The sequence below is a fragment of the Litchfieldella xinjiangensis genome (assembly GCF_000759345.1).
GTDB classification, from domain to species: Bacteria; Pseudomonadota; Gammaproteobacteria; order Pseudomonadales; family Halomonadaceae; genus Litchfieldella_A; species Litchfieldella_A xinjiangensis.
Genome location: NZ_JPZL01000004.1, coordinates 401,043 through 425,388, shown reverse-complemented (window position 1 = coordinate 425,388; position 24,346 = coordinate 401,043). Strand labels below are relative to the sequence as shown.

At 60.8% G+C, this 24,346-nt stretch carries 23 protein-coding genes; 19 read left to right on the top strand and 4 right to left on the bottom strand.

Translation table 11 applies throughout. The features are described 5' to 3' along the window. Positions 1-46: 46 nt before the first annotated feature. The 12 genes from urtB (at position 47) to JH15_RS16630 (ending at position 12,654) form a co-directional block, all read left to right on the top strand. On the top strand, positions 47-1,648 hold the full coding sequence (gene urtB / locus JH15_RS16685) for an urea ABC transporter permease subunit UrtB (protein WP_043532371.1): 1,602 nt from the start codon (positions 47-49) through the stop codon (positions 1,646-1,648). 5 nt (positions 1,649-1,653) lie between these two features. Then, positions 1,654-2,778, top strand: a complete 1,125-nt coding sequence (urtC, locus tag JH15_RS16680) for an urea ABC transporter permease subunit UrtC (protein ID WP_043532369.1) — start codon at positions 1,654-1,656, stop codon at positions 2,776-2,778. Further along, the gene (gene urtD / locus JH15_RS16675; RefSeq protein WP_043532367.1) at positions 2,775-3,608 is read left to right on the top strand and encodes an urea ABC transporter ATP-binding protein UrtD; all 834 of its coding nucleotides are present in this window, start codon (positions 2,775-2,777) and stop codon (positions 3,606-3,608) included. The genes urtC and urtD overlap by 4 nt, the downstream gene beginning before the upstream one ends. Next, positions 3,608-4,306, top strand: a complete 699-nt coding sequence (urtE, locus tag JH15_RS16670; RefSeq protein ID WP_043532365.1) for an urea ABC transporter ATP-binding subunit UrtE — start codon at positions 3,608-3,610, stop codon at positions 4,304-4,306. The genes urtD and urtE overlap by 1 nt, the downstream gene beginning before the upstream one ends. Continuing rightward, positions 4,303-5,214, top strand: a complete 912-nt coding sequence (locus tag JH15_RS16665) for an urease accessory protein UreD (protein WP_043532363.1) — start codon at positions 4,303-4,305, stop codon at positions 5,212-5,214. Before urtE ends, JH15_RS16665 begins: the two co-directional genes overlap by 4 nt. Positions 5,215-5,381: 167 nt before the next feature. After that, positions 5,382-5,684 (top strand): urease subunit gamma, encoded by a 303-nt coding sequence (locus JH15_RS16660; protein ID WP_043532629.1) that lies wholly within the window; start codon positions 5,382-5,384, stop codon positions 5,682-5,684. Positions 5,685-5,694: 10 nt separating this feature from the next. Beyond that, positions 5,695-6,015: an urease subunit beta gene (locus JH15_RS16655; protein WP_043532361.1), complete on the top strand. Its 321-nt coding sequence runs from the start codon at positions 5,695-5,697 to the stop codon at positions 6,013-6,015. Then, complete coding sequence (gene ureC, locus JH15_RS16650) at positions 6,012-7,727, top strand: urease subunit alpha (protein ID WP_043532359.1); 1,716 nt, start codon at positions 6,012-6,014, stop codon at positions 7,725-7,727. Before JH15_RS16655 ends, ureC begins: the two co-directional genes overlap by 4 nt. 290 nt (positions 7,728-8,017) lie before the next feature. Next, positions 8,018-8,539, top strand: a complete 522-nt coding sequence (ureE, locus tag JH15_RS16645; protein WP_043532357.1) for an urease accessory protein UreE — start codon at positions 8,018-8,020, stop codon at positions 8,537-8,539. After that, complete coding sequence (locus JH15_RS16640; protein WP_043532355.1) at positions 8,529-9,239, top strand: urease accessory protein UreF; 711 nt, start codon at positions 8,529-8,531, stop codon at positions 9,237-9,239. The genes ureE and JH15_RS16640 overlap by 11 nt, the downstream gene beginning before the upstream one ends. A gap of 160 nt (positions 9,240-9,399) precedes the next feature. Next, the gene (gene ureG / locus JH15_RS16635) at positions 9,400-10,038 is read left to right on the top strand and encodes an urease accessory protein UreG (RefSeq protein ID WP_043532353.1); all 639 of its coding nucleotides are present in this window, start codon (positions 9,400-9,402) and stop codon (positions 10,036-10,038) included. 252 nt (positions 10,039-10,290) lie between these two features. Further along, on the top strand, positions 10,291-12,654 hold the full coding sequence (locus tag JH15_RS16630) for a bifunctional diguanylate cyclase/phosphodiesterase (RefSeq protein WP_052384195.1): 2,364 nt from the start codon (positions 10,291-10,293) through the stop codon (positions 12,652-12,654). Positions 12,655-12,660: 6 nt separating this feature from the next. Here the strand turns inward: JH15_RS16630 and JH15_RS16625 are convergent, their stop codons facing one another. Beyond that, on the bottom strand, positions 12,661-14,376 hold the full coding sequence (locus JH15_RS16625; RefSeq protein ID WP_197053356.1) for a GGDEF domain-containing protein: 1,716 nt from the start codon (positions 14,374-14,376) through the stop codon (positions 12,661-12,663). A gap of 211 nt (positions 14,377-14,587) precedes the next feature. On the opposite strand from JH15_RS16625, the gene JH15_RS16620 reads away from it, so the two are divergent. Then, positions 14,588-16,387 carry a methyl-accepting chemotaxis protein gene (locus JH15_RS16620; protein ID WP_043532351.1) on the top strand — a complete coding sequence of 600 codons (1,800 nt, stop codon included), beginning with the start codon at positions 14,588-14,590 and terminating at the stop codon, positions 16,385-16,387. Positions 16,388-16,449: 62 nt separating this feature from the next. On the opposite strand, the gene JH15_RS16615 is transcribed toward JH15_RS16620, so the two are convergent. The 3 genes from JH15_RS16615 to JH15_RS16605 all read right to left on the bottom strand — a co-directional run bounded on the left by JH15_RS16615 (position 16,450) and on the right by JH15_RS16605 (position 17,283). Next, positions 16,450-16,716, bottom strand: coding sequence for a type II toxin-antitoxin system RelE family toxin (locus JH15_RS16615; RefSeq protein WP_043532349.1), 267 nt, complete (start codon positions 16,714-16,716; stop codon positions 16,450-16,452). After that, positions 16,700-16,921: a type II toxin-antitoxin system RelB family antitoxin gene (gene relB / locus JH15_RS16610; protein WP_043532347.1), complete on the bottom strand. Its 222-nt coding sequence runs from the start codon at positions 16,919-16,921 to the stop codon at positions 16,700-16,702. Before relB ends, JH15_RS16615 begins: the two co-directional genes overlap by 17 nt. A gap of 131 nt (positions 16,922-17,052) precedes the next feature. Beyond that, complete coding sequence (locus tag JH15_RS16605; protein WP_043532342.1) at positions 17,053-17,283, bottom strand: DUF2835 family protein; 231 nt, start codon at positions 17,281-17,283, stop codon at positions 17,053-17,055. A gap of 404 nt (positions 17,284-17,687) precedes the next feature. Between JH15_RS16605 and JH15_RS17965 the strand changes: the two genes are divergently transcribed. The 6 genes from JH15_RS17965 (at position 17,688) to JH15_RS16575 (ending at position 24,342) form a co-directional block, all read left to right on the top strand. Then, positions 17,688-18,446: a putative metalloprotease CJM1_0395 family protein gene (locus tag JH15_RS17965; protein ID WP_081949092.1), complete on the top strand. Its 759-nt coding sequence runs from the start codon at positions 17,688-17,690 to the stop codon at positions 18,444-18,446. 188 nt (positions 18,447-18,634) lie between these two features. Next, on the top strand, positions 18,635-19,525 hold the full coding sequence (locus JH15_RS16595) for a flagellin N-terminal helical domain-containing protein (RefSeq protein ID WP_043532340.1): 891 nt from the start codon (positions 18,635-18,637) through the stop codon (positions 19,523-19,525). A 334-nt stretch (positions 19,526-19,859) separates the two neighbouring features. Next, a complete protein-coding gene (locus JH15_RS16590) occupies positions 19,860-20,201 on the top strand; it encodes a hypothetical protein (RefSeq protein ID WP_043532338.1) in 342 nt (113 codons plus the stop codon). A gap of 330 nt (positions 20,202-20,531) precedes the next feature. Continuing rightward, complete coding sequence (locus tag JH15_RS16585) at positions 20,532-20,921, top strand: DUF2846 domain-containing protein (RefSeq protein ID WP_197053355.1); 390 nt, start codon at positions 20,532-20,534, stop codon at positions 20,919-20,921. 58 nt (positions 20,922-20,979) lie between these two features. Continuing rightward, on the top strand, positions 20,980-21,645 hold the full coding sequence (locus JH15_RS16580) for a hypothetical protein (protein WP_043532335.1): 666 nt from the start codon (positions 20,980-20,982) through the stop codon (positions 21,643-21,645). Positions 21,646-21,873: 228 nt separating this feature from the next. Then, positions 21,874-24,342, top strand: coding sequence for a bifunctional diguanylate cyclase/phosphodiesterase (locus JH15_RS16575; RefSeq protein WP_043532334.1), 2,469 nt, complete (start codon positions 21,874-21,876; stop codon positions 24,340-24,342). Positions 24,343-24,346 lie beyond the last annotated feature (4 nt).

The window sequence follows — 24,346 nt, the reverse complement described above, 5'->3', positions numbered from 1 at the left end:
ATTGCGACACGCCACTCAACGTAATGACTGACCACAGGACACGCCCATGAGGATCACCCGGTTCCTCACCGCCTGGCTGACCGTACTCTTGCTGGCCTGGCTGCCCCTCGCGGCCTTGGCCCAGCAGGACGACCCTGGCCAAGCCCTGCTCGAATCCCTGGATACCCGCGCGTATGACGACAAGGCGGCGGCCATCCAGACCATCGCAGCAAGCGAGGACGAGCGCGCCCGCCGCTGGCTGGAAACGTTGCTCGACGGCAAGCTGCAACGCCACAAGGACACCGGCCGTTTCGTCATTGTGATCGACAATAGCGGACGCAACTGGCCGGCCATCGATGCGCTAACGTTCGAGGATGCCGGTGAAATATCGCGCCGCGACCTGGACCGCATCGGTATCAATAACGCGCTACGCAACCAGTTGCGCAGTGTACTGGCGGTGATCGATCTCTACGCCGAATCCGCCGATGTCCGCCTGGCTTCGGCCATGCGCTTGCTCGGTGAAGTCGATGAGACCCTGGCGGGATCCATCGACGACCTGATCGAGGAAGAGCCGGACGCCGAGGTGCGCCGTCGCCTGACCCAGGCCCTGGCCATCTATCGAGTCGAGAACGGGGAAACCGAAGCGGTCGAAGCGCTCGCCGGAAGCTTGCACCCGCGTGTGCGGGTCGCACTGGGCCGCGCCGCCGCCAGCGACGATCCGATCCTCGCGCAGTCCGCCCAGGCGGGCCTGGACGATATCGAACAGAATCTCAGAATCAACCGTGCCGCCGAAACGCTCTACTTTGGGCTGTCGATGGGCTCGGTACTGGTGCTGGCTGCGATTGGCCTGGCGATTACCTTCGGCGTCATGGGCGTCATTAACATGGCGCATGGCGAGCTGATGATGCTTGGGGCCTACACCACCTGGGCCATGCAGCAGCTACTCCCCGGCCAGCCGGGGTTGGCCTTGATCCTGTCGATTCCGGCCGGCTTCCTGGTCGCCGCCCTGGCGGGCGTGGCCATCGAGCGCAGTGTCATTCAATTCTTGAAAGGGCGCCCGCTCGAAACCCTGCTGGCGACCTTCGGGGTCAGCCTGATCCTCCAGCAACTGGTACGTACCGTGATCTCACCGCTCAACCGCACCGTGATTACCCCCGAGTGGATGAGCGGCTCATTGGTACTCAACGATGCCTTGTCGCTGACGCTCAACCGGCTCTATGTGATGGGCTTTGCCCTGGTGGTGTTCGTCGGCCTGATGCTGATCATGCGTCGTACCCGGCTGGGGCTGGAAGTGCGCGCAGTCACCCAGAATCGGGCCATGGCGCGCTCGATGGGTATTCGTGCCACGCGGGTGGACATCATGACGTTTGCCCTGGGCTCAGGAGTGGCGGGGCTGGCCGGTGTCGCCCTGTCGCAGCTGACCAATGTCGGCCCCAACCTGGGCCAGAGCTATATCATCGACTCGTTCATGGTCGTCGTGTTCGGCGGGGTGGGTAACCTGTGGGGCACCCTGGTGGCTGGCTTGTCGCTGGGCGTCATCAACCAGGTGCTCGAACCCTGGGCCGGCGCGGTGCTCGCCAAGATCATGGTGCTTGTCTTCATCATCCTGTTCATCCAGAAACGCCCCCGCGGACTCTTCCCGCAGAAGGGCCGGGCAGCGGAGGGTTAATCGTTATGCATTGGCTAGGACAACCCTTCAAGGAGCGCTCGACGCTCATCTTCCTCGGCGTGCTGCTGACGGCGCTTGTGGCAGTCACCGTGCTGCACCTGGTCGTGCCTCAGGGGCACCCGCTCTATGTCAGCGCGTATACCGTCAACTTGTTCGGCAAGTACCTGAGCTACGCCTTGCTAGCCGTGGCGGTGGATCTGGTCTGGGGCTATCTGGGTATCCTCAGCCTGGGCCATGGTGCTTTCTTCGCGCTTGGCGGCTATGCCATGGGCATGTACCTGATGCGCCAGATCGGTGAGCGTGGCGTCTATGGCCACCCGGTGCTGCCCGATTTCATGGTGTTTCTCAACTGGGACAGCCTGCCCTGGTACTGGTACGGCTTCGATTCGGCCTGGATCGCCTTCCCCATGGTGATGCTGGCGCCCGGGTTGCTGGCCCTGGTGTTCGGCTTCCTGGCATTCCGCTCGCGGGTGACCGGGGTCTACCTGTCGATCATTACCCAAGCCATGACCTTCGCCTTGATGCTGGCGTTCTTCCGCAACGAGATGGGCTTTGGCGGCAATAACGGCCTGACCGACTTCCGCGACATCCTGGGTTTCGACTTGCGCAGCGACCAGGTCCGGCTTGGGCTCTTCCTGGCCACAGGTATTGCCCTGGCGCTGGGCTTCGTACTGTGCCGGGCGATCGTCACCAGCAAGCTGGGGCGGGTCTGTGTGGCCGCACGCGATGCCGAAGCCAGAACCCGCTTTCTGGGTTATCGGGTCGAGCGGGTCCAGCTATTCGTGTTCGTGGTCTCGGCCATGCTCGCAGGTGTCGCGGGGGCGCTGTACGTCCCACAAGTGGGAATCATCAACCCCAGCGAGTTCTCGCCGCTGTTCTCGATCGAAATCGTGGTCTGGGTGGCGCTGGGTGGCCGTGCCACGCTGTATGGCGCGGTCATCGGGGCGATTCTTGTCAACTACGCCAAGACGGTATTTACCGGGATAATGCCCGATGCCTGGCTGTTCGCCCTGGGTGGGCTGTTCGTGCTGGTGACTGTGCTGTTACCCAAGGGGATTGCCGGCGTGCTGGCCTACCGGGTCAGGAAGCGTGGCGTGACGGAGAATGACGGCAAGGAGGCAACGGCATGAGTCTATTGCAAAGCATGGCCCAGCGGGACCGGGTCTTCGACTTCCTGGTACCTTCCGAATCACCGGTCGATGTGCGTCATGGCCCGATCCTGTACATGGAAGATGTGACGGTCAGCTTCGACGGCTTCAAGGCGATCAACGATCTCAACCTGACCATAGACGATGGAGAGCTGCGCTGCATCATCGGCCCCAACGGGGCCGGCAAGACCACCATGATGGATATCATCACCGGCAAGACCCGCCCGGATACCGGCTCTGTGTGGTTTGGCAGCCGGCATAATCTGCTGACCCTGAGTGAGCCCGAGATAGCCCGGCTGGGGATCGGTCGCAAGTTTCAGAAGCCCACCGTATTCGAGGCGCTCACCGTCTTCGAAAATCTCGAATTGGCCATGGCCACCGACAAGCGCGTCCTGCCGACCCTGATGGCAAGGATGAACGGCGACATTCGTGACCGCATCGACGAAGTGCTGGGCATGATCGGGCTGGAAGCACAGTATCGCCAGCCAGCCGGCATCCTGTCGCATGGGCAGAAGCAGTGGCTAGAGATTGGTATGCTGCTCATGCAGCGCCCCCGCCTGCTGCTGGTCGACGAGCCGGTGGCCGGCATGACCGAGCAGGAGATGGAGCGGACCGCCGAGCTCTTGACCGGCCTGGCCGGCAAGCAATCGGTAGTCGTGGTCGAGCACGATATGGGCTTCGTGCGCTCGATTGCCCGCAAGGTGACGGTATTGCACCAGGGCAGTGTGCTGGCCGAGGGCACCATGGACCAGGTACAGAGTGATCCCAAGGTCATCGAGGTCTACCTCGGCGAAAGCGAGGAGGCGGCCTGATGCTCAAGGTTCACAAGCTCAACCAGTACTATGGCCAGAGCCATACCCTGTGGGACCTGGAGGTCGATATACCGCAAGGTGAGTGCACCTGTGTGATGGGGCGCAATGGGGTGGGCAAGACCACCTTGCTCAAGTGCGTGATGGGCGAGGAGGCCACCCGCGATGGCAGTATTCGCTTTGCCGAGGAAGTCGAACTGACCGAGCGCCGGGTCGAGGATCGTTCGCGGCTGGGCATCGGTTATGTCCCCCAAGGGCGTCAGATATTTCCGATGCTCACCGTGGAGGAGAACCTGCGCACCGGGCTGGCGGCGCGTCGGGACGGCATGCGTACGATCCCCGAACGCATCTACGAACTGTTCCCGGTGCTCAAGGAAATGCGTCATCGTCGGGGCGGCGACCTGTCCGGCGGTCAACAGCAACAGCTCGCCATTGGCCGGGCACTGGTACTCGAGCCGCGACTGCTTATCCTCGACGAGCCGGGGGAGGGCATCCAGCCCAATATCGTTGCACAGATTGGCGAGGTGATACGCCGGCTGATCGCCGAGGATGGGTTGACGGTCCTGCTGGTCGAGCAGAAGCTGCCCTTTGCCCGCAAGTACGCCGACCGTTTCGTGATCATGGACCGTGGCCGCCAGGTCGCCAAGGGGCCGATCGGCGAGCTGTCCGATAACCTGATCAAACAGCACCTGACGGTATGACGCCCTACGAGACACTCACACCTATCGACCCGAGACACGGTGAAGGCTCAGGCCACCGATTCGATGCAGGCCGTCGCTGGGCGGCCTCATTGTCGCTCGCCTTTACCGCTCGCGAGAGTGGCGATGCGTCGGTGACACGCCTGACTCGCGCCCGCCATCACGGGCCCTTGCGGGTGCAGCGCCCTTTCTACCCCGAGGGCAAGGCCGAGGCCTGCCATGTCTATCTGTTGCATCCGCCCGGTGGGCTGGTGAGCGGCGATGAGCTGCGCATCGATGCCGAGGTGGGCGAGGGCGCGCACGCCTTGTTGACCACGCCCGCGGCAGCCAAGTTGTACAAGGCCGATAGCCACGGCGTGGCCTGGGGCCAACACACACGCCTTACGGTGGCTGAGGGCGGCATTCTCGAGTGGTTGCCCCAGGAAACGCTGTGCTTCGATGGTTCGCGCGGGGAGCAGTCCACCCATGTGGAATTGCATGGAGAAGCTCGCTGCCTGGGCTGGGAGATCATGGCCCTGGGGCGTCCTGCAAGCGATTTGCCCTTCGTGTCCGGGCGTGTGGAGCAGCGCTTCAGCCTACTTCGAGACGGCAAACCACTCTGGCTGGAGCGGCAGCCACTGGATCCGACGCACCCGCGTTTCACCGGTTACTGGGGACAGGGCGGCGCGACCGTTCAAGCCACGCTATGGGCAGTAGGGCTCAGGGATTTCCAGCCCGCCATTGAGGCGCTTCGCGAGGCATTGCCCACTGCACCTCACTGGGCCGTGACCCATCGCCATGGCGTGTTGTTGCTGCGCTACCTGGGGCAGGAGCGAAACCAGGCCTGGGACATTTGCCAGCGAGCCTGGGAAATCCTGCGTCCGTTCCTCATCGAGCGAGAGGCCCACGTACCGCGGATCTGGTTGACGTGACAGGACTAGTGAGGTTGTAGGAGCGCAGATTTCTGCGCGAAGCAGTGACCTCGCACAATGAATAAATGCTCCTGCAAACGATGGTCAGGGTGTTGTAGGAGCGCACAGTCCGGCGATCCGGCTTGCTGCGCGATGAATTGATACGAAACGACAAGAGGCAACTGCCCATGGAACTGACCCCAAGAGACAAGGACAAGCTGCTGCTGTTCACCGCGGCGCAGCTGGCCGAGCGACGTAAGGCCCGCGGGCTGAAGCTCAACTATCCCGAGGCGGTGGCGATGATCAGCTTCGAGATCATGGAAGGCGCCCGCGACGGCAAGAGCGTGGCCGAATTGATGAGCTATGGGCGCGAAATTCTCACGCGTGACGATGTCATGGAGGGAATCGCCGAGATGGTCGATGAGGTGCAGGTCGAGGCAACGTTCCCCGACGGTACGAAACTCGTGACTATTCATGAGCCAATAGTTTAAGGAGCCTTCCATGATTCCCGGTGAGTACCAATTGAAGGACGGCGAGATCGAGCTCTGCGCAGGCCGCGAGCGGATCACCGTCGACGTCGCCAATACCGGCGACCGACCGATTCAGATCGGCTCGCACTACCATTTTGCCGAGGCCAATCCGGCGTTGCGCTTCGATCGCGACAAGGCGCACGGCTATCGACTCGACGTGGCGGCGGGCACGGCAATTCGCTTCGAGCCCGGCCAGACCCGCGAGGTCACGTTGATTCCGTATGCCGGCGCCCGGCAGATATATGGCTTCCGCGGCGAGGTCATGGGGACACTGGACGGAGGTCGGCCATGAAGCCCACCAACACCATTACACGCCAGGCCTACGCTGACATGTACGGTCCGACGACCGGCGATCGGGTGCGCCTGGGCGACACCGAACTGTGGATCGAGGTCGAGCGCGACGCCACCGTATATGGCGACGAGGTCAAGTTCGGCGGCGGCAAAGTCATCCGCGATGGCATGGGTCAGAGCCAGCGCGTCGATGACTCAGTAATGGATACCGTGATCACCAATGCGCTGATTCTCGATTGGTGGGGGATCGTCAAGGCGGATGTCGGCCTCAAGGCCGGGCGTATCGCCGCCATCGGCAAGGCGGGCAATCCCGATACCCAGCCAGGTGTGGAGATCGTCATCGGCCCGGGTACCGAAGTGATCGCCGGCGAAGGCAAGATACTCACTGCCGGAGGGATCGATTCGCATATTCACTTCATCTGCCCGCAGCAGGTGGAAGAAGCCCTGATGAGTGGCATCACAACCATGCTGGGTGGCGGCACGGGGCCGGCGACCGGCTCGAACGCGACGACCTGTACGCCAGGGGCCTGGCATATCGGCAAGATGCTGCAGGCGGTCGACGACTTGCCGATGAACATCGGTTTTCTGGGCAAGGGCAACGCCAGCTTGCCGGAGGCCCTGGAGGCCCAGCTCGATGCGGGCGCCATGGGGCTCAAGCTGCATGAGGACTGGGGAACCACGCCCGCGTCCATCGACAACTGCCTCAGTGTGGCCGACAAGTACGACGTTCAGGTAGCGATCCATACCGACACGCTCAACGAGTCGGGCTTCGTCGAGGATACGCTGGCTGCCTTCAAGGAGCGCTGTATCCATACTTACCACACCGAAGGTGCAGGGGGCGGTCACGCACCCGACATCATCACGGCGTGTTCCAAGGATTACGTGCTTCCGTCGTCGACCAACCCGACGCGGCCCTACACGGTCAACACCATCGACGAGCATCTCGACATGCTGATGGTGTGTCACCACCTCGACCCCAACATTCCCGAGGACGTGGCCTTTGCCGATTCGCGTATCCGTCGCGAAACCATCGCCGCCGAAGATATCCTGCATGACTTGGGCGTGATCTCGATGATCGCCTCGGATTCCCAGGCCATGGGCCGCGTCGGCGAGGTGGTCTGCCGTACCTGGCAGACCGCCCACAAGATGAAGGTTCAGCGCGGCCTGCTCCCCGAGGACGAGACGCTGGGCGCCGACAACTTCCGGGCCAAGCGCTACATCGCCAAGTACACCATCAACCCGGCAATTACCCATGGCATCAGCCATGAAGTCGGTTCGGTGGAAGTCGGCAAGCTGGCTGATCTGGTGCTGTGGGATCCTGCCTTCTTTGGTGTGAAGCCGGCGCTGCTGATCAAGGGCGGCATGATCGCCGCGGCCCCCATGGGTGACCCTAACGCCTCGATCCCCACCCCGCAGCCGGTGCATTATCGTTTCATGTTTGGCGCGTTGGGGCGGGCTGCAAGCGCCACACGTTTGACCTTTGTCAGCCAGGCGGGCTTGAAGGCGGGTATCAAGGAGACGCTGGGGCTGCATAGCCAACTTGCTGCGTGCCGGAACGTACGCAACGTGCGCAAGAGCGACATGAAGCTCAATGAGGCTTGCCCGGACATTACCGTCGACCCGCAGACCTACGAGGTGCATGCCGATGGCGAGCTCCTGACCTGCGAGCCGGCTACCGAGCTGCCGCTGGCGCAGCGCTACCATTTGTTTTAAGCAATGGCTGCGCGAGCGTATCGCTTTGTCGCGCGGTGCTCAAAATTCTCTTGTAGGAGCGCAGATGTTTTCTGCGCGATGAATTCAAGAACGCACGGCCGGCGGTCGGGGACCCTTGCAAACCTCTCGCGCAATGAATTGCGCTCCTACAACCCCGGATGGCTTGTCGAATGTCGTGGCACGGGTAGGAGCGCACGGTCCGGCGATACGGATTTCTTCGCGATGAATTCTGGTGCGAGGACTGATTCAAGCCACATAAATCTCAAGCCTGAGCCACGAAAGGAAGACCCATGCTGAAACTGATCGAACGCCTGGAGGCACAGTCCGACATCATGCCCGACGACACGCTGACGCTGCCCTTTGAGCTGCGCATTCGCGGGCGGCTCAAGGCACAGAGCGACAGTGGCCGCGAACTCGGCCTGTTCCTCGACCGCGGCCCGGTACTGCGGGATGGTTCATTACTCAGGGCGGAAAGCGGCGAGATCGTACGTATCAATTCCGCCGTCGAGCCGGTGGCCACGGCCTGGACCGCCCCCGGCCTGCCCTTGGCACGGCTGGCCTACCATCTGGGCAACCGCCACGTGCAGCTGGCCCTGGGCGAGAACGAGGTGAACGGCGAGCGGCGGGGCTGGGTACGCTTCCCGCCGGATCATGTGCTCGAAGAACTGGCCGAACTGCTCGGGGCGCGTATCGAGCATCACGAGGAACCGTTCGACCCCGAGCCGGGCGCCTATACCCAGCTCGGTCATTCCCACGCCCATGACCATGGTCACGCTCACGACCATCCCCACGAGCACGACCATGCTCACTGAGGCGACCAGCGACACAGCCGACCTGGTACAAGGCGGCGACCTGGCGCTGCTCGGCCTCATGCAACTGGTCAGCCCGGCGCTACCCATCGGGGCCTTTGCGTTCTCGCAGGGGCTCGAAAGCGCCTTCGAACTGGGTTGGGTCACCGATGAGGCAAGTCTCGGCGCATGGCTCGAAGGGGTGCTCGGAGACGGGCTGGCGCGCTGCGAATTACCCGTGCTGGCCCGCTTGCAAACGGCGTGGAGTCAGGCTGAGGGTGAGGCCATCGTCGCCTGGAACGATTGGCTGCATGCCAACCGGGAGACGGCCGAGCTGGCCTCCGAGGACTTGCGGCTGGGGGCCTCGCTGGCACGTCTGCTGGGCAGTCTCGAGTTGCTGCCGAGTTCGCCTGCGTTACCTGACGACGCCGGCTACGTCACGGTCTTTGCCTGGGCGGCCCATGTGCGTCGCGTGCCGACACGCCAGGCCCTGCTGGGGTTTGCCTGGGCCTGGCTCGAGAACCAGTTGGCAGTGGCCTGCAAGGCGCTGCCGCTTGGCCACACCGCCGCCCAGCGGTTGATCGAGCGGCTGCGTCCCGCGTTAGTCACCGCAGTGGATGAGGCGTTAGCCTTGAGGGACGAGGCGCTTGGCCCGGTACTGCCCGGGCTGGCGCTGGCGAGTGCCTTGCATGAAACCCAGTATTCGCGGCTGTTTCGAAGCTAGTGTTGGTTGTAATAGTGCTGGAATTCATCGCGCAGAAAATCTGCGCTCCTACCAAAACCAATGCCAAGGCCAGTTAAGGCGCACACGGTCCGGCGATCCGGATTTTCTGTGCGATGCCGAATATGACAGAGCCTAAACAGAACACTGAAAGGAGAACCCAATGAACCATTGTTTGCGTGTCGGGGTGGGTGGCCCGGTCGGCTCCGGCAAGACCGCGCTTCTCAAGCAGCTGTGTCTGGCGCTGCGTGATCATTACGATATTGCCGTCGTCACCAACGATATCTATACCCGCGAAGACGCCGACTTCCTGCTCAAGCACGATGCGCTACCGGCGGATCGTATCCTGGGTGTGGAGACCGGGGGTTGCCCGCACACGGCCATCCGCGAGGATGCCTCGATGAACCTGGCCGCCATCGACGAACTGCAGGCGCGCCACCCTGGGCTCGAGCTGGTCCTGGTCGAATCGGGCGGCGACAACCTGTCGGCGACCTTCAGCCCCGAACTCTCCGACCTGACGCTGTACGTCATCGATGTCTCCGCCGGTGACAAGATTCCACGCAAGGGCGGCCCCGGCATCACCAAGTCGGACCTGTTGATCATCAACAAGATCGATATTGCCGAGCAGGTGCATGCCTCGCTGGACGTAATGGAACGCGATTCGAAAAAGATGCGTGGCGAACGCCCGTTCGTGTTCACCAATCTGTACGATGGGGTGGGCCTGGAGACGATCATCCAGTTCATTCTTGACCGGGGCATGCTACCTGAGCGTCGTCCCCAGGCGGTCAGTGACGCCAGCTAGGCCACATTCTCTTCATATCATGCCTGACAACGCCCGAGCCATCGGGCGTTGCTTTTTTTAGTCGACGTTGAATATGGTAATTTCTGCATAGTTGGTTGCCTTGCAGTGCAATAAATTCTTGACTTGCCTAGGTTTGCATTTCATCGTTCGTAGCATGACGGGGCAGGGGAATCCCCCTTGGATAGCCTGGTACGGTAACGCCGAGACACCAGACGGGTTCGTCGTGTCGTAACGAAGGTCTATGAGCGCAGGATGAAGAAGGCACCCCCAAAGAACTCGAAGGGCCACCATGTCGCAGCGCTCAATCGTGCCTGGGCATTTGCCAGTCGCTGCAATCATGCCCTCATCCATATGAGCGATGAGCCCTCCCTGCTGAAAGATATCTGTAATCTCGCCGTCGAGGTGGGGGGCTACCGTATGGCCTGGGTGGGCTACGCGCTCAATGATCCCGCCCGGACCATCATGCCCCAGGCCTCGGCAGGTGCCGAACTGGGGTACCTAGAGGAAGTGCACGTCAGCTGGTCCGAGGCCGTGCCAAATGGCTGTGGTACCGCAGGTCGCGCGGTGCGTGAAGGTACGCCCCAGATCATTCCTGACCTGAGCGAGGCGCCTGATTTTCAACCCTGGCGAGAAGCAGCACGTGTACGCGGGTTTCAGAGTATCGTCACCCTGCCGCTCAAGGATCAGCAGGGGCCCTTCGGTATTCTTACCCTCTTTCAGGGCGATGTTCAGCCGGTCGGGGAGGAAGAGCTCCAGCTACTTCAAGAACTGGCCGACAACCTGGCCTTCGGTATCGTCACCCTGCGCTCGCGCCGCGAACAGGAGCGTGTACAACAAGCCGTACTGAGCATCGCTTCGGCCGTATCCAGCCGCAGCGGTGATGCCTACTTCGATCACCTCGTGTCCCATATGGCTTCGTCCCTCGAAGGCGATGCCGCGTTTATCGCCCTGGTGGACGAGACCGAGCCCAACTCGGCCCTGACCCTGGCCGCGCTCATCGATGGCCAGCCGGTCGAAAATTTCCGCTACGTCCTGACGGGGACGCCCTGCGAACGCGTGCTTCTCGAAAGCGAATGTGTCGTCAGGGATCGTGTCGTCGACGTACTTCCCAAGGATTCCCGCGAGGCGCTGAGTTGGGCGCGGGGCTACGTCGGCCGTCGTCTGGACAATGCCGACGGCGCGCCTATCGGACTGCTGGTCGTGATGTACCGTGAGCCGCTCATCGATGCGGCATTCGCGCTTTCGGTCATGCGAATCTTCGCCGCAGGGGCTGCGGCGGAGCTCGAGCGCCAGAGCGGCGAGGCACGCATGCGTCGGCTGGCCTTCTACGATTCGGGGACGGGCCTACCCAACCGTACCCAGTTCATGCAGCAGCTTCAGGTGGCGATGAGCCATGCCAACCGCGCCAGCACCAAGCTGGCGTTGCTGTTTCTCGATCTCAATCATTTCAAGGACATCAACGAAACCCAGGGCCACGATATCGGCGACAAGGTTTTGGTCGCCGTTGCCGAGCGGTTCCTGGGAACGCTCGGCGGCGGCGAGTTTCTGGCCCGCTTGGGTGGCGATGAATTCGTGGTGATGATCGAGGACGCTGGCCGTCCTCAGGCTGAGCAGCTCGTACTGCGGCTCAAGCAGTCGCTTTCGACGCCGGTCGAGATTCGGGGCCACGCGTTCACGCTGGATGCCAGTATCGGGGTCGCCTTTTATCCGGAGCATGGCCAGACGCCCAGCGAGTTGCTCAAGAGTACCGATATCGCCATGCATCGTGCCAAGCAGGACGGTGAAGGCTATTGTTTCTTCGCGCCGCGCCTGGGCGAGAAAGTCTCGCGCCGGTTGATCCTCGCCAAGCGATTCATTGCCGCGCTCAACGAAGGGCGGCTGACGCTCTATTATCAGCCCCAGGTCGATCTGGAGTCCGGCGAGCTGGTGGGCGCCGAGGTGTTGTGCCGTTGGTATGACGATGAGCTGGGGTGGGTGAGTCCCGCCGAGTTCATACCGGTGGCGGAAGAGCGGGGGCTGGCCTCGGCGTTAGGCACTTGGGTCACGGAAACAGTGTGTCGCCAGAGCCTTGCCTGGCGATCGCAGGGACGCGAATTCGCCGGCCTCTTGAGTATCAACGTCGCGGCCCAGCAGTTCGAGGATATGCTGTTTGCCGAGCGTATGCGTGGCATCGTGGCGGCCAATGGGGTCTCACCGGAGCGTATCGTTCTGGAGCTGACCGAAGGCGGTTTCATGCGTGAGCCTGAGCAGGCAGTGTGGTTGACCCACGAACTCAAGCGCGCCGGGTTTGGCCTGGCGATCGACGATTTCGGCACGGGCTACTCGTCGCTGGCCTATCTCAAGCGCTTCGCCGCCGATACCCTCAAGATCGACATGTCCTTCGTGCGCGACATGCTCACCGATCCCCATGATCACACCATCGTGACGACCATCATTGCCATGGCCAAGAGCCTGGGTATGCAAACCGTGGCCGAGGGCGTGGAAACCCAGGGCCAGGCGGAAGCGTTACGGAAGCTGGGCTGCGATCAAGGGCAGGGCTACTATTTTGGCAGACCAACGGATGCCGACAGCTTCGCCGAACAGTGGCTTCTTGGTGCGCCGACAGGCGCACGTTGAGACTCGCTAGACCCCCTCGAGGCACAAGCGATCCCGTCCCTCGTGCTTGGCCTGATAGAGCAGGGTATCGGCACGGTTCAGGAATTCACGCGCCGAGCCATCCTTGCTTGCCAGTTCGGTCACCCCCAGGCTCAACGTGTACCGAATGAAGGCCGATGCCTCGCATATCGCATGGTTACGGTTGACCTCCCAAATACGTTCGGCCACCTGCCTGGCTTCGTCGAGGGTAGTGTCCGGCAGGATGATCACGAATTCCTCGCCGCCGAAACGCGCGAACAGATCGTGGGCGCGCAGCTCGCGGCGGGTCACCTGGGCAATCTCGATCAGTACACGGTCCCCCGTGAGGTGACCGTAGGTATCGTTGATCTGCTTGAACCGGTCGATATCGAACAGAATAAGCGAGAGCGGACGCCCGTGCCTGCGTGCACGCTGGTATTCGCGGTGAAAATGCGCTTCGAACTGCCGACGGTTGTCGATGCCCGTCAGGCCGTCCTGTTCCGCCTGCTGGCGCAACAGCGTTTCACTGCTTCGCCGCAAGCCGATCTCCTGCGCCAGGCGGCGGTTCGTCAGGTGTAAATAGCTGGCAATACTCAAGGCGACTGCGAACACTATCCATCCGAGCGTAGGCCAGAAATTACCTAGGAGGCCATCGACGCCCGCGGTATCCCAGGCCGCCGCCGGGGGGGCGGTTTCAGGCACATAAAGAAACGTGCTGAGGTCAAGGTCATCGATGAGCTCGAGTTCTTGGTAGATCGTAGCGATATCCGACCAGCGCGAGACATTGCTATAGCCGATCTCGATCAGCTCGGGCTGCATCAGTTCTCGGATTCTGGCCGCTTCGTAGAGAAGAAAATCCTTATCGTAATCGGCGTGGCGGGGTGGGTAGTGTTCGAGGATCAGCGTGGCGATCTCCTCGGGATTCGCCATGGCGTATTCCCACCCCTTCAGGACGGCCTTGCGAAAGGCCGCGACCCGTTCGGGATGCGACTCGATGACACCGCGCCGGGTGAAGAGCGTTTGCCCATAAAAATCCACACCATAATCGCGGGGTGATATTTCGATGGGCGTTTCGCCCCGTTGACGGACGAAGTAAGCCTGATCGGTCGAGAACGCCGAGGTCAATTGCGTTCGGCCCGCGATCAAGTCGTCGATATTCCAGGTGGGGGTCAGGTTGTTCAGCTGCTGCGCGTCGAGACCGGCCTGGCGAAACGCCGCCAAGGTCTCGGCACTGACGCGCTTGTCGCCCCCCTCGCGGGGAAGCGTCACGGTAATGGGCCGTGTGCCGATCTCCTCGAGTGTCGTGAAGCCGTAGCGCTCCAGTGTCAGGAACACCAGCGGTGAGCGCTGCATGATGTTGGCCAGCACCACGACCGGCAAGCCATTGCTGTGATGAATCAACAGATCGGAGCGCGAGACGCCGAAATCGGCACGACCCGAGACCACTTCGTCCACGGGGTCGACGGCTTGCCCCGTGGCATCGTAGCCGCCATGACGAATCTCGACATCCAGCCCGGCCTCGCGGAAGTAGCCCTGCGCCTCGGCGGCATAGTAACCGGCGAACTGGAATTGGTGGTGCCAGATCAGCTGCAGCGATACCGGGGCGAGGGGCGTATCGCTTTCCGGCGCCTGAGCCAGGCACAGGGGCAGCCCCACCAGAGCAAGGATCAAGCCCAAGGTCAGTTTCCGAATGCCTGTTCCCCACATCACGTCGCGTCCTGCCACGTAAATCCCTGTCATGTAGTGTTTATTTAAGTAACACCAAGGCTAGACCAGAAATGCACCGCAGCGTGAGTCCAAATTTGGCTGGCGCTATGGTATGAGCAACGTGCTGTCAACGCTGAGAAAGGCACTGCACTATGGTCTTATGCAGTGTCCGCTCGGCGAGCCGATATAGCGAGGGAATGTTCAATTCCCCGTTAGGAGCGCGTCCTATATGCCCCGTAGACACCCCCTCACCAAGCGCGCCCTGAGCTTGCAGGGCAAGATGCTGCTGCTCGTGCTCGTCCCCATGCTCTTGGTCACCGTGGCCCTGGTGAGCCTGGCTTCGTATGACCGTTATCAGGATACCCAGGCGACGCTCGCCGAACAGCGCGCCGAGCTGATCGAGACCCGCCAGCTTGCGGTGCGCAACATCGTTGAAGTCGCCAAGTCCTCGATAGCACCGATCGTGGCGTCAGCTGGCCCCAACGATATTCAGGCCCAGGAACAGGCCAAGGCCATCCTGCGTAACATGCGCTTCGATGACGGCAACTACGTCTTCGTTTATGGCTTCGATGGTACCAACCTGGTCACGGCACCCATGCCGGAGCGGGAAGGCACTAATATGCTCGAGGTGAAGGACAGTAACGGCAGCTTCCTGATCCGGGACATGATCGAGATTGCCAAGACCGGAAAAGGCGACTTCTATCAATACCACTGGCCCTATCCCGGCACGGGCGAGATCGAACAGAAGTACTCCTATGCCGATGGCATCGCCAAGTGGGGGTGGATGCTCGGCGCCGGTGTCTACATTACGGGCATCGACGCGGCCATGGCCGACATCGAAGCCGCTGCTGCAGCTAGCCTTAAGCGCTCCATCTGGCTGGCGATCGGGGTCGGTGCGCTGATGTTCGTGGGCGCAGGCCTGGTTGCCTACACCCTGGTCCGTCGTACCGTTCAGCCGATCCGGCGCACGGCCGCGGCCATGCAGGATATTGCCAAGGGCAAGGGCGACCTGACACGACGCCTGGCCGTCGAGAGCCGGGACGAAATCGGTGAACTCGCCAACCAGTTCAACGCCTTCGTGGCACGGATGCAGGAAACGCTGCGCGATGTACGGGCGAGCACGACCCACGTCTACCAGGCAGCGGGTGAAATCGCCCAAGGTAGCGAGGAGCTTGCCTCACGCACCGATCAGGCGGCGGCCAACCTGCAGGAGACCTCGGCCTCGATGGAGGAGATCACGGCGACCGTCAATCACAGTGCCGACTCGGCCCAGCAGGCCAACCAACTGGTGCTGGCGACCGCCGAAGTGGCTCGGCAGGGCGAATCGTCGATGTCCCAGGTGGAGCGCACCATGAATGACATCAATAGCTCCGCCGCCAAGATCAGCGACATCATCAGCATGATCGACTCCATCGCATTCCAGACCAACATTCTGGCACTGAATGCCTCGGTGGAGGCCGCACGCGCCGGTGAGCATGGCCGGGGCTTTGCCGTGGTCGCCCAGGAGGTACGTATCCTGGCCAGCCGTTCCAGTGATGCCTCCCGCGAGATTCGCCAGCTCATCGATACGTCGGCCTCGCATACGCGGACCGGTGCGGACTTGGTGCGCCATGCCGGCGAGACGATGCGCGAGATCGTTGCCAGCGTATCGCGGGTCACCGACGTGATCGGCGAGATCAGCGCAGCGGCCAAGGAGCAGAGCAGCGGCATCGGCCAGGTCAATACCGCGGTCAGCGAGATGGATACCATGACGCAGCAGAACGCGTCCATGGTGCAACAAACGTCCAGCGCCGCCGGCGACATGCGTCATCATGCCGAACGCTTGAACGCCCTTATCGGAAGCTTCGTGCTGGGTGATGATGCCGAGGGGCAATCCCATACATCTCACGGGCAGGCATCGCGCAGGCAGGCAGCGTTCCCCTCGCAGCGGCAAGCCGCGCTCCCCGCTGGGGCAGCAGGGAAGAGCGCCGACAAGAGAGCGACCAAGACGATGCAAAAGGCTGACGCCGAGGCCTGGGAAGCGTTCTAAACCACGAGCATTCCTAACGCGCACACCAGACCGCCCGGCATAGCCGGGTGGTCTGCTTGTAATTATTCATATATATCTTTCCTGTGAGCTGCCCTGACTACCAGAACGGTTAAACAATGGTCGTCAAGCTTGCAGATGATTCGGTAGTTCCCCACTCGGTAGCGCCACAGTTCGGTTAGCTCACCTTTAAGTGCTTTACCCAATTGTCTTGGATGCTCTAGAGCAATCACGCGTTCTTCAAGGTACTGTCGGATACGCTTACGCTGTTCCGGATCGATCTTCTTGAAACTCTTTCGGGCCGATTCCAGGTATTCAATCTTCCATGTCACGCCAGAACTCCTCTGACGTCAGAGTACGGTCTCGGCCTTGGCGAAGCTGCTCGAGCGCGCGTTCTGCGAGATAGGCATCTTCAAGATCGTCAAGATGATCCTCAATGAGCTTACGTAGATAAAAAGTTTTTGTGCGCCCGGTGGCCTGGGCCAGATGGTTAAGGCGGGTCTCGAGGTCATGATCGAGGCGAAGGCTGATAGCCATGGAAGCGGTCTCTTTGTATTACATGTATTCAATGTATCTCAGACCATGAGTCGAGACAAGGCTATGACACTGGCGGAACTCGCCCGTGAACGGAGCTTGAGGAACGGGCAATAGCAGCAGCGAAGCCACCGTCACCCGAGTCGACTGAGCGCCTCGATCGATTCGAACTTGCCGCTGCTGCTGAACGTGAGCCGGTAAATACCATGTACACCATCGCGGCCAACGATGCGGCGCAGTGCCATGGCCGGAAACTGCACGCGACGGCCATCAATACTCTGAGCATGTACCTCTCGAGCCACGCCCGCGTAATGAGCCAGGCATTCGTCACGGGTCAGGTCGATCACCACATCGATACTGGGCATAGATTCGCCAATTTTTCTCTTCCAGTGTATAGAGTGCCATCCATTGCCATTGCTTGATGAGGCGCCATGCCTGCCACCCTCGTGTAGGAGCGCAGCTATTGCTGCGCGAGCTTATCGGATGACTCGCCAGAAGCCTATAACCCCTCGCGCAGCCGAGCTGCGCTCCTACAGTAGCCTGGATGGCTAACCCAAAAGGCAAGACTCTGGGGTTGTAGGAGCGCGCGGTCCGGCGATACGGATCTCTGCGCGGGCTTTTTGAAGGTAATGCCAGGCGCATGCAACCCCACGTTGGCGTTCCAAGAAGCGTTTACTTACCGGCTTGCCTGGGCAGGGTGGCTACCCGATACTTTACCGTATTGGGAACCTACCCCTAAATGCGATGCCAGTTTGGCAAGGAAAGCCCTATGCAGATCGCTCCCGTAGTCAACCACGCCGCTATCGCCTTGCGCCAGACGACGCAAGTCAGCCCGGCTGGGCGCAGTGCAAGCGCTCCTGAGGGGCGCCCCGGTAGCCAGGTCACCGGCGGTGCGGCACATGTCGAAGAGGTCCGTAGCCGTCAGGCTGGCTATCGCTTCGAGAGTCCCGCGACGCCCAGTTCAAGAACGGCTCAGGACGAGACGAAAGAAGGGCAGGCGCCAGTTTATACAGCCAAAGGGGAAGAACCCGATCCTCAGCGCCACCAGGGGGTAGCCCCCCGGGCGCCCAACGGCGAATCGCTAAGCGTCGAGCAGCTCGCCCACCTGGAACAGCTCAAGGTCACTGACCGCGCAGTACGCCAGCACGAGATGGCCCACCAGATCGCCGGTGGGGCCTATTCAGGCGGCGCTAGCTACGAGTATGAAGTGGGCCCTGACGGCAAGCGTTATGCCGTAGCGGGGGAGGTGTCGATCGATTGCGGCCCCATCAAGGGCGATCCGCAAGCCACCATCGCCAAGATGGAAAAGGTCATTGCCGCCGCGCTGGCGCCCGCCGACCCCTCGACCCAGGATCGCAAGGTTGCGGCCATGGCCAGGCAGGCGCTACTCAGCGCCCGCCTGGAACTCGCACAGTTGCAGAGCGAAATGTCGGCCGCCCGAGGGCAGCATGACACGCCAACACAGGTAGTAGAGACGATTTTCATGCCGGGCCAGATAGCCTCGCAGACCTTGAATGGCGCGGCCTGACGGCCGCCCTGAGCGTCGTCACCCAACCTTCTTAAAAAAATTCGCATCTTTTACTAAAGCTTCCCCGCCCCCTTCCGATAAATAGGGTAACGGCCAACGGCGCCGTTGTGGCAGGCCCCGAGCAGCATCGAAGAACCTGGATCGTGGCCAGCCAATGGAGCCTCTAACTAATTGGAAGGAAAGTCACCATGTCAGTGATCAATACCAACATCACCGCCCTGATCGGCCAGAACAACCTAGGCAAGGCCCAGAGTGCCCAGCAGACTGCCATGGAGCGTCTGTCCTCCGGCCTGCGTATCAACAGTGCCAAGGATGATGCCGCCGGTCAGGCCATCGCCAACCGCATGTCGGCTCAGATCACCGGCATGAACCAGGCGAGCCGTAACGCCAATGATGGTGTCTCCATGATCCAGACTATGGAAGGTGGTCTGGACCAGATCAATAACAACCTGCAGCGTATCCGTGAGCTGACAGTGCAGGCAGCTAGTGATACTAACTCTGCAGATGACCGCACTTCTATCCAAACAGAAATTGACGAGCGGATCGAAGAAATAGGTCGCATTTCAGGAAGTGCTGATTTTAACGGCACAAAGGTACTGAATGGTACTGATGCAATGACCATTCAGGTTGGTGCTAATAACGATGCAAATGACCGTATTGATGTAAATAAGGTTGATGCTACTACTGCAACCTTGGGTCTTGACGACCTTAAAGGGACTTATGCTGCTGCAGCTGATGCTACTGCTACACCGCCAGTTGAAGAAGGCGACTTGACCGCTGGCGCTGCATTTAGTGCAGGCGATGCACAAAGTGCTCTTGACACTATCGACTCCGCTCTGGATCAGATTAATACAGCGCGTTCGACTTTGGGTGCGACCCTTAACCGTTTTGATTCGGTAATTGAGAACCTCTCCACTACTTCCACCAACCTGTCTGCCGCTCGTTCGCGTATCGAAGACGCTGACTACGCGGTTGAAGTCTCCAACATGACTCGCGCTGGCATCCTGCAGCAGGCCGGTACGTCCGTCCTGGCCCAGGCCAACCAGGTGCCGCAGTCCGTACTGTCTCTGCTGGGTTAATTCCAAGCACAGCAGTATCGGTAATAAAAGGTGGGGCTTCGGCCCCGCCTTTTTTTATGGCGGGAAAGATCAGCATCTTCCTCCGTACATGCCGATAGCTATTGGACATCGCTTCAGGCCACGCGTGAATTCAGATTCACTAGCTGTAATAGGAAGCGCAACACAGCATGCGTTAATGAAGCAATATGCTGATCCAGCGAGGCAACCCTCTGGTCGGTTTCGCTCGGCCAATTTGTCACTTTCCTGGGTGCATATGCAGGCCTGCTGGCGGCGAGTTGGGCAGCATAAACCTACTACGGAACATGATGGGGCTGTTTTTTAACAAGGTTTAGTTATGCCAGGATCAACCATCGATAGCAGAGAACTCGTTCAGAGTCTTCTTCCCAAGCTTAGCGCTGCTGAAGATATCGTCAGTAATACACTGCTAACGCTAGTCGAACAGGCTGAATCGGACGGCGTGAGACAGCTGCGAAAAACTCAGAAGGAAGAGTTCGAGCTGGAGATTATTATGATACGCATGAACCTCGATCACTTGCTTAAGCGTTATGCTGTGGAGATCGAGGCATCCGTTAACCAGGCGCTGCACCAATCATTAGAGCTAGATGAGCACGAGACTTTTGCCGTCAAGAGCGCCTATGCGCTTTACGAGCGGGTACGGGATTACCAACACGCTTAGTTTACTGTCGATGCCAGGCGCTGCTTGAGATGAATCCTGACCCCTAGCGGTTTACTCCTTCGCTCGCCTAGTTTTAGGTGCGGCTCGCCTTGTGCCGCAGCGCTCATAGCCCGTTGTTTTTCTAAAGTTCCTCCTGCGGTGGCCGTTACTGATAACGTCGCTCACGGTGGGTGAGCGTGCTCCCTTGATCATGTGCAGGGGAGTCGCACAAGGAGCTTATGGATGAAGGCAGGCCGAATGAGTGGTTTATTACCATGGCGCGTTGTCGTAGCGCTATTGGTCATTGGGATGTTGGCCGGGTGTGCCGCTAAGGCGCCGTCAGGGCAGGCCATGCAGGGTGAACTTGAAGGGTTCAGTTTGCCACACGAGCCAGCAGAGGATGAGGCGTTAGTCTACGTCGTACGTCCCGAAATAACTGGCACCTTGGTACGGTTCAACGTGTTTGTAGACGACACGGACGCCGAATCGGAAGTGGGGTATACCCGCGGTAGCCAGCATATCTACTTCCCGGTAGAACCCGGGCGTCATGCCATTTTCTCTAAAGCCGAGAATTGGGCCGATATCGAGATCGATGTGGTGGCTGGTGAGATTGTCTTTCTGCGCCAACATGCCGAAATGGGCCTGATTATGGCGCGTAATAGCCTGTCTCGCCTGAGCGAAGACGATGGCAAGTACTTCGTCAAGGAAACCGAGCTCGGCACGCTGCTCAACTCCAACTAACGAATCATCGCCACCTGCGTTTAGCAACGTGGCACAAAAAAACGCAAGGGAACCAGAAATGAAGAAGTTGATTGCCGTCGGCCTGGGTGCCGCATTGTTGAGCGCTGGCGTGGGCAGCGCACAGGCGTTCGAGCGCACCGTGACCGTGGGTGCGCTGGCGAGTACGACTGGCGTAGGTGCGGAAGCCTCCTGGCGCTTCCATGAGCGTCTCAGCCTCACTGCCAATTACACCGCGGGCCTTAACTGGGATGGCGACTATGAAAGCGGTGACGTGAACTACGAAGGCGACCTGGATATCTCCGCCGGGGCGCTGAAGCTCGATTTCTATCCGTTTGCCGGCCGCTTCTATTTCACCGCCGGCGCCATGTTCCCCGATATGGAAGCCAACGTGACCGGTCGGGCGGCCAATGGTAACAATAGCTACGAGCTGAATGGCGAAACCTACCAGCTGGATAGCGTGCGCGGCGCAGTCACCATCGCCGATGGCGTGCAGCCGTATGCGGGCCTGGGCTGGCGCAGTTCGCACCGTAGCGGCTTCGGCGTCTTCTCCGAAGTGGGTGTGATGGCTACCAATGTCGATGTGTCGCTGAGCGCTTCTGGCGTTGACACCAGCGATCCGACCTTTCAGCAGAACCTGCGCGCCGAGGAGCGTGAGCTCGAGCGTGATGCCGAGAAGCTCTCCGTCTATCCGGTGGCCGTGTTCGGCATCAGCTATACGTTCTGATTCGCTCGCACATAACGAATCACTGAAAACCCTCAGGGGCCGAGGCGGGCCCCTGAGGGTTTTTATTTTCCTTTCCATGGTCACTACTCTCCTTGCACCGTACGTCGGGTTCCCCGCCCGCCACGCTCAAGATTCGCCCCTTCAGGCCGATAGCTTCCTACGTACAAACTGGGCATCGCTCCAGGCCCTTTATGGGTTCAGGTCCACGAGATTTACGAGGAGCGGGTTATGTCGAGTGTCGAGGCATCTACGGAACTGATCATCCGAGGCAACCACCAGGCCGGGTTGTTGCTCCTGGGTTACCTGGTCGCTTTTTTAGGCGCCTATGCGGGCCTGGTGGTGGGCGAGCGGGGCAGAGCGGCATCTACGACGGCACGGCACTGGGCGTGGTTGGCGTTGGGGGCGACGCTATTGGGGAGTGGGCTGTGGAGCCTGCATTTCATCGGCCTGCTGGCCCTGAAATTGCCGTTTCCGATGATGCCGCACTTCGCGGTGACGCTGATATCGGTCCTGCCAGCGATACTGGGCGGGTTCTATGCGCTGCACACGCTGACCGAACCGCATTTTCTGCATTCACGCTACTTGCTGGCGGGCAGCTTGTTGGGGCTGGGCATCAGCGTAATGCACTACACCGGCCTGGCCGGCATGCATATACCGGCTCAGCTGCACTATGCCGCGGGCGGCTTCATGCTCTCCCTGGCGATTACCATGGCCTTGGGCATCCTTGCCTTGTATGCCAGCCATGCATGTGTTCGCCTGGCCCGACGATTATCGACCCTGCTGGGCCATGTACCGGTGGCGGCCATGCTGGTCTGGGCGACGAGCGGCATGTACTTCGTGTCGCTCTCAAGCGCCTATTTCGTGCCCCATGCCAGCGTCGAGCAGCTCGAGCACTCCCATGGCACCTGGCTGATCTACGTGGTGAGTGTGGGCGCAGTATTGACCGCGTTGGCGGCACTCGGGGCGGTACTGGTCGACAGGCGCCTGCAGCAGAGCGAACGCGAACGCTACATGTCGCGTCGGCAGCTCTATGAAGTGATCGCTTCGATGCGTGATGGGGTGCTGGTACTCGACCGGCAGGCTCGGGTGCTGATGTTCAATCGCGCCTTCGGCAAGCTCACCGGCTATACCGACGAGGAGCTTGCCGGCCAGCCGGCGACACGTATCGAATACGCCCAAGGGGCGCGGGAGCTCAACTGGCGAATCCAGGAGTACCTGCGTGAACACGAAAGCTGGCAGGGCGAGGTGCAGGCGCAGCATCGCAGCGGACGGCAATATCCGGCCCGCTTGACCATCAGCCGGGTCGATTACAACGCACACGGTACCAGCCACTACGTGGCCACGCTGAGCGATATGACCGAACAGAAGGTCGCCCAGGAGAAGATTCACCACCTGGCCTATCATGACCCGCTGACCGACCTGCCCAATCGCCCGGCCCTGATCGAGCGTTTGTCGATCTGTCAGCGCCAGAGCGAGAAGACCGGCGCCCACGTCATGTTGATGCTGATCGATATCGACAAGTTCAAGTTGCTCAACGATGCGTTGGGGCAGGCCATGGGCGATCGTATGTTGCTCAACCTGGCCGAGCGCCTGCAGCGACATGTGCCGCAACTCGAGGATCTGGCACGCCTGGATGGCAACGAATTCGCCCTGATCCTATGCGGGTTCCCGGCCGATGCCGAGCTCGCGGCACGCATCGCCACGAAGCGGGCCAATCATATCCTGCAGGACCTCAATACCACTTATGACCTGGATGGCCACGGTTATACCTGTCGCATCAGCGCGGGGGTCCATGTTTTCCAGGGCGACCAGGACGACCGGGACGCGCTGTTCCGCAAGACCGGTATGGCCTTGCTGCACGCCAAGCAACTCGGCGACCAGCAGCCCTGCCTGTTCGATCCTGAAATGGAACGACGCCTGGATGAGCGTCTGCAACTGGAAGCCGACTTGCGCCATGCCCTTGAAAACGATCAGCTCGAGCTTTACCTGCAGCCTCAAGTCGACCCCCGTGGGCACTGGATAGGCGCCGAGGCGTTGGTGCGCTGGAATCATCCCGAGCGAGGCTTCGTCTCTCCCGGCGCGTTCATCCCCTTGGCGGAGGAGACTGGCCTGGTCGTGCCCTTGGGGCGTTATGTGCTGGACCGTGCCGCGGCATTGCTAGCCGAGTGGCAGCACGATCCCGAGCGGGCGCGGATGCGGCTATCGGTCAATGTCAGTGTCAGGGAATTCCAGCAACCCGATTTCGTAGCCTCGGTGCTCGCCGCCCTGGCGCGACAAGGCGCGCCGGCTGAACGGCTTACGCTGGAACTGACGGAAAGCCTGCTTTTGACCGATGTCGAGGATGTCATCGCCAAGATGTCCCAGCTCAAGGCCCACGGTATACGCTTCTCGCTGGACGATTTCGGCACGGGCTATTCGTCGTTGGCCTATCTGAGACGGTTGCCGCTGGATGAGCTGAAGATCGACGTGGCATTCGTGTGCGACCTGCCGGCAAGCCCCAATGCGGTGACCATCGCCAGGACGATCATCGCCCTGGCCGAGAGCCTCGATCTCGATGTGGTGGCCGAAGGCGTGGAAACCCCGGCGCAGCGCGAAGTGCTGGAGCAGCTCGGCTGCGGTTATTACCAAGGCTTCCTGTTCGGGCGGCCCACTCCGGCCGCCTCGTTGATGCGTTCGGCGCGTTCCAAGGCCTCCTAGGTTG

What these genes read in the sequence shown, in the direction of transcription:
- JH15_RS16620 (WP_043532351.1), top strand. Translation starts at nt 14,588, where the DNA reads ATGCCCCGTAGACACCCCCTCACCAAGCGCGCCCTGAGCTTGCAGGGC.
- JH15_RS16595 (WP_043532340.1), top strand. Translation starts at nt 18,635, where the DNA reads ATGTCAGTGATCAATACCAACATCACCGCCCTGATCGGCCAGAACAAC.
- urtB (WP_043532371.1), top strand. Translation starts at nt 47, where the DNA reads ATGAGGATCACCCGGTTCCTCACCGCCTGGCTGACCGTACTCTTGCTG.
- JH15_RS16640 (WP_043532355.1), top strand. Translation starts at nt 8,529, where the DNA reads ATGCTCACTGAGGCGACCAGCGACACAGCCGACCTGGTACAAGGCGGC.
- urtE (WP_043532365.1), top strand. Translation starts at nt 3,608, where the DNA reads ATGCTCAAGGTTCACAAGCTCAACCAGTACTATGGCCAGAGCCATACC.
- ureE (WP_043532357.1), top strand. Translation starts at nt 8,018, where the DNA reads ATGCTGAAACTGATCGAACGCCTGGAGGCACAGTCCGACATCATGCCC.
- JH15_RS16605 (WP_043532342.1), bottom strand. Translation starts at nt 17,283, where the DNA reads ATGCCCAGTATCGATGTGGTGATCGACCTGACCCGTGACGAATGCCTG.
- JH15_RS16665 (WP_043532363.1), top strand. Translation starts at nt 4,303, where the DNA reads ATGACGCCCTACGAGACACTCACACCTATCGACCCGAGACACGGTGAA.
- ureG (WP_043532353.1), top strand. Translation starts at nt 9,400, where the DNA reads ATGAACCATTGTTTGCGTGTCGGGGTGGGTGGCCCGGTCGGCTCCGGC.
- JH15_RS16585 (WP_197053355.1), top strand. Translation starts at nt 20,532, where the DNA reads ATGCAGGGTGAACTTGAAGGGTTCAGTTTGCCACACGAGCCAGCAGAG.
- JH15_RS16590 (WP_043532338.1), top strand. Translation starts at nt 19,860, where the DNA reads ATGCCAGGATCAACCATCGATAGCAGAGAACTCGTTCAGAGTCTTCTT.
- JH15_RS16580 (WP_043532335.1), top strand. Translation starts at nt 20,980, where the DNA reads ATGAAGAAGTTGATTGCCGTCGGCCTGGGTGCCGCATTGTTGAGCGCT.
- urtD (WP_043532367.1), top strand. Translation starts at nt 2,775, where the DNA reads ATGAGTCTATTGCAAAGCATGGCCCAGCGGGACCGGGTCTTCGACTTC.
- JH15_RS16575 (WP_043532334.1), top strand. Translation starts at nt 21,874, where the DNA reads ATGTCGAGTGTCGAGGCATCTACGGAACTGATCATCCGAGGCAACCAC.
- urtC (WP_043532369.1), top strand. Translation starts at nt 1,654, where the DNA reads ATGCATTGGCTAGGACAACCCTTCAAGGAGCGCTCGACGCTCATCTTC.
- JH15_RS16660 (WP_043532629.1), top strand. Translation starts at nt 5,382, where the DNA reads ATGGAACTGACCCCAAGAGACAAGGACAAGCTGCTGCTGTTCACCGCG.
- JH15_RS16630 (WP_052384195.1), top strand. Translation starts at nt 10,291, where the DNA reads ATGAAGAAGGCACCCCCAAAGAACTCGAAGGGCCACCATGTCGCAGCG.
- JH15_RS17965 (WP_081949092.1), top strand. Translation starts at nt 17,688, where the DNA reads ATGCAGATCGCTCCCGTAGTCAACCACGCCGCTATCGCCTTGCGCCAG.
- relB (WP_043532347.1), bottom strand. Translation starts at nt 16,921, where the DNA reads ATGGCTATCAGCCTTCGCCTCGATCATGACCTCGAGACCCGCCTTAAC.
- ureC (WP_043532359.1), top strand. Translation starts at nt 6,012, where the DNA reads ATGAAGCCCACCAACACCATTACACGCCAGGCCTACGCTGACATGTAC.
- JH15_RS16655 (WP_043532361.1), top strand. Translation starts at nt 5,695, where the DNA reads ATGATTCCCGGTGAGTACCAATTGAAGGACGGCGAGATCGAGCTCTGC.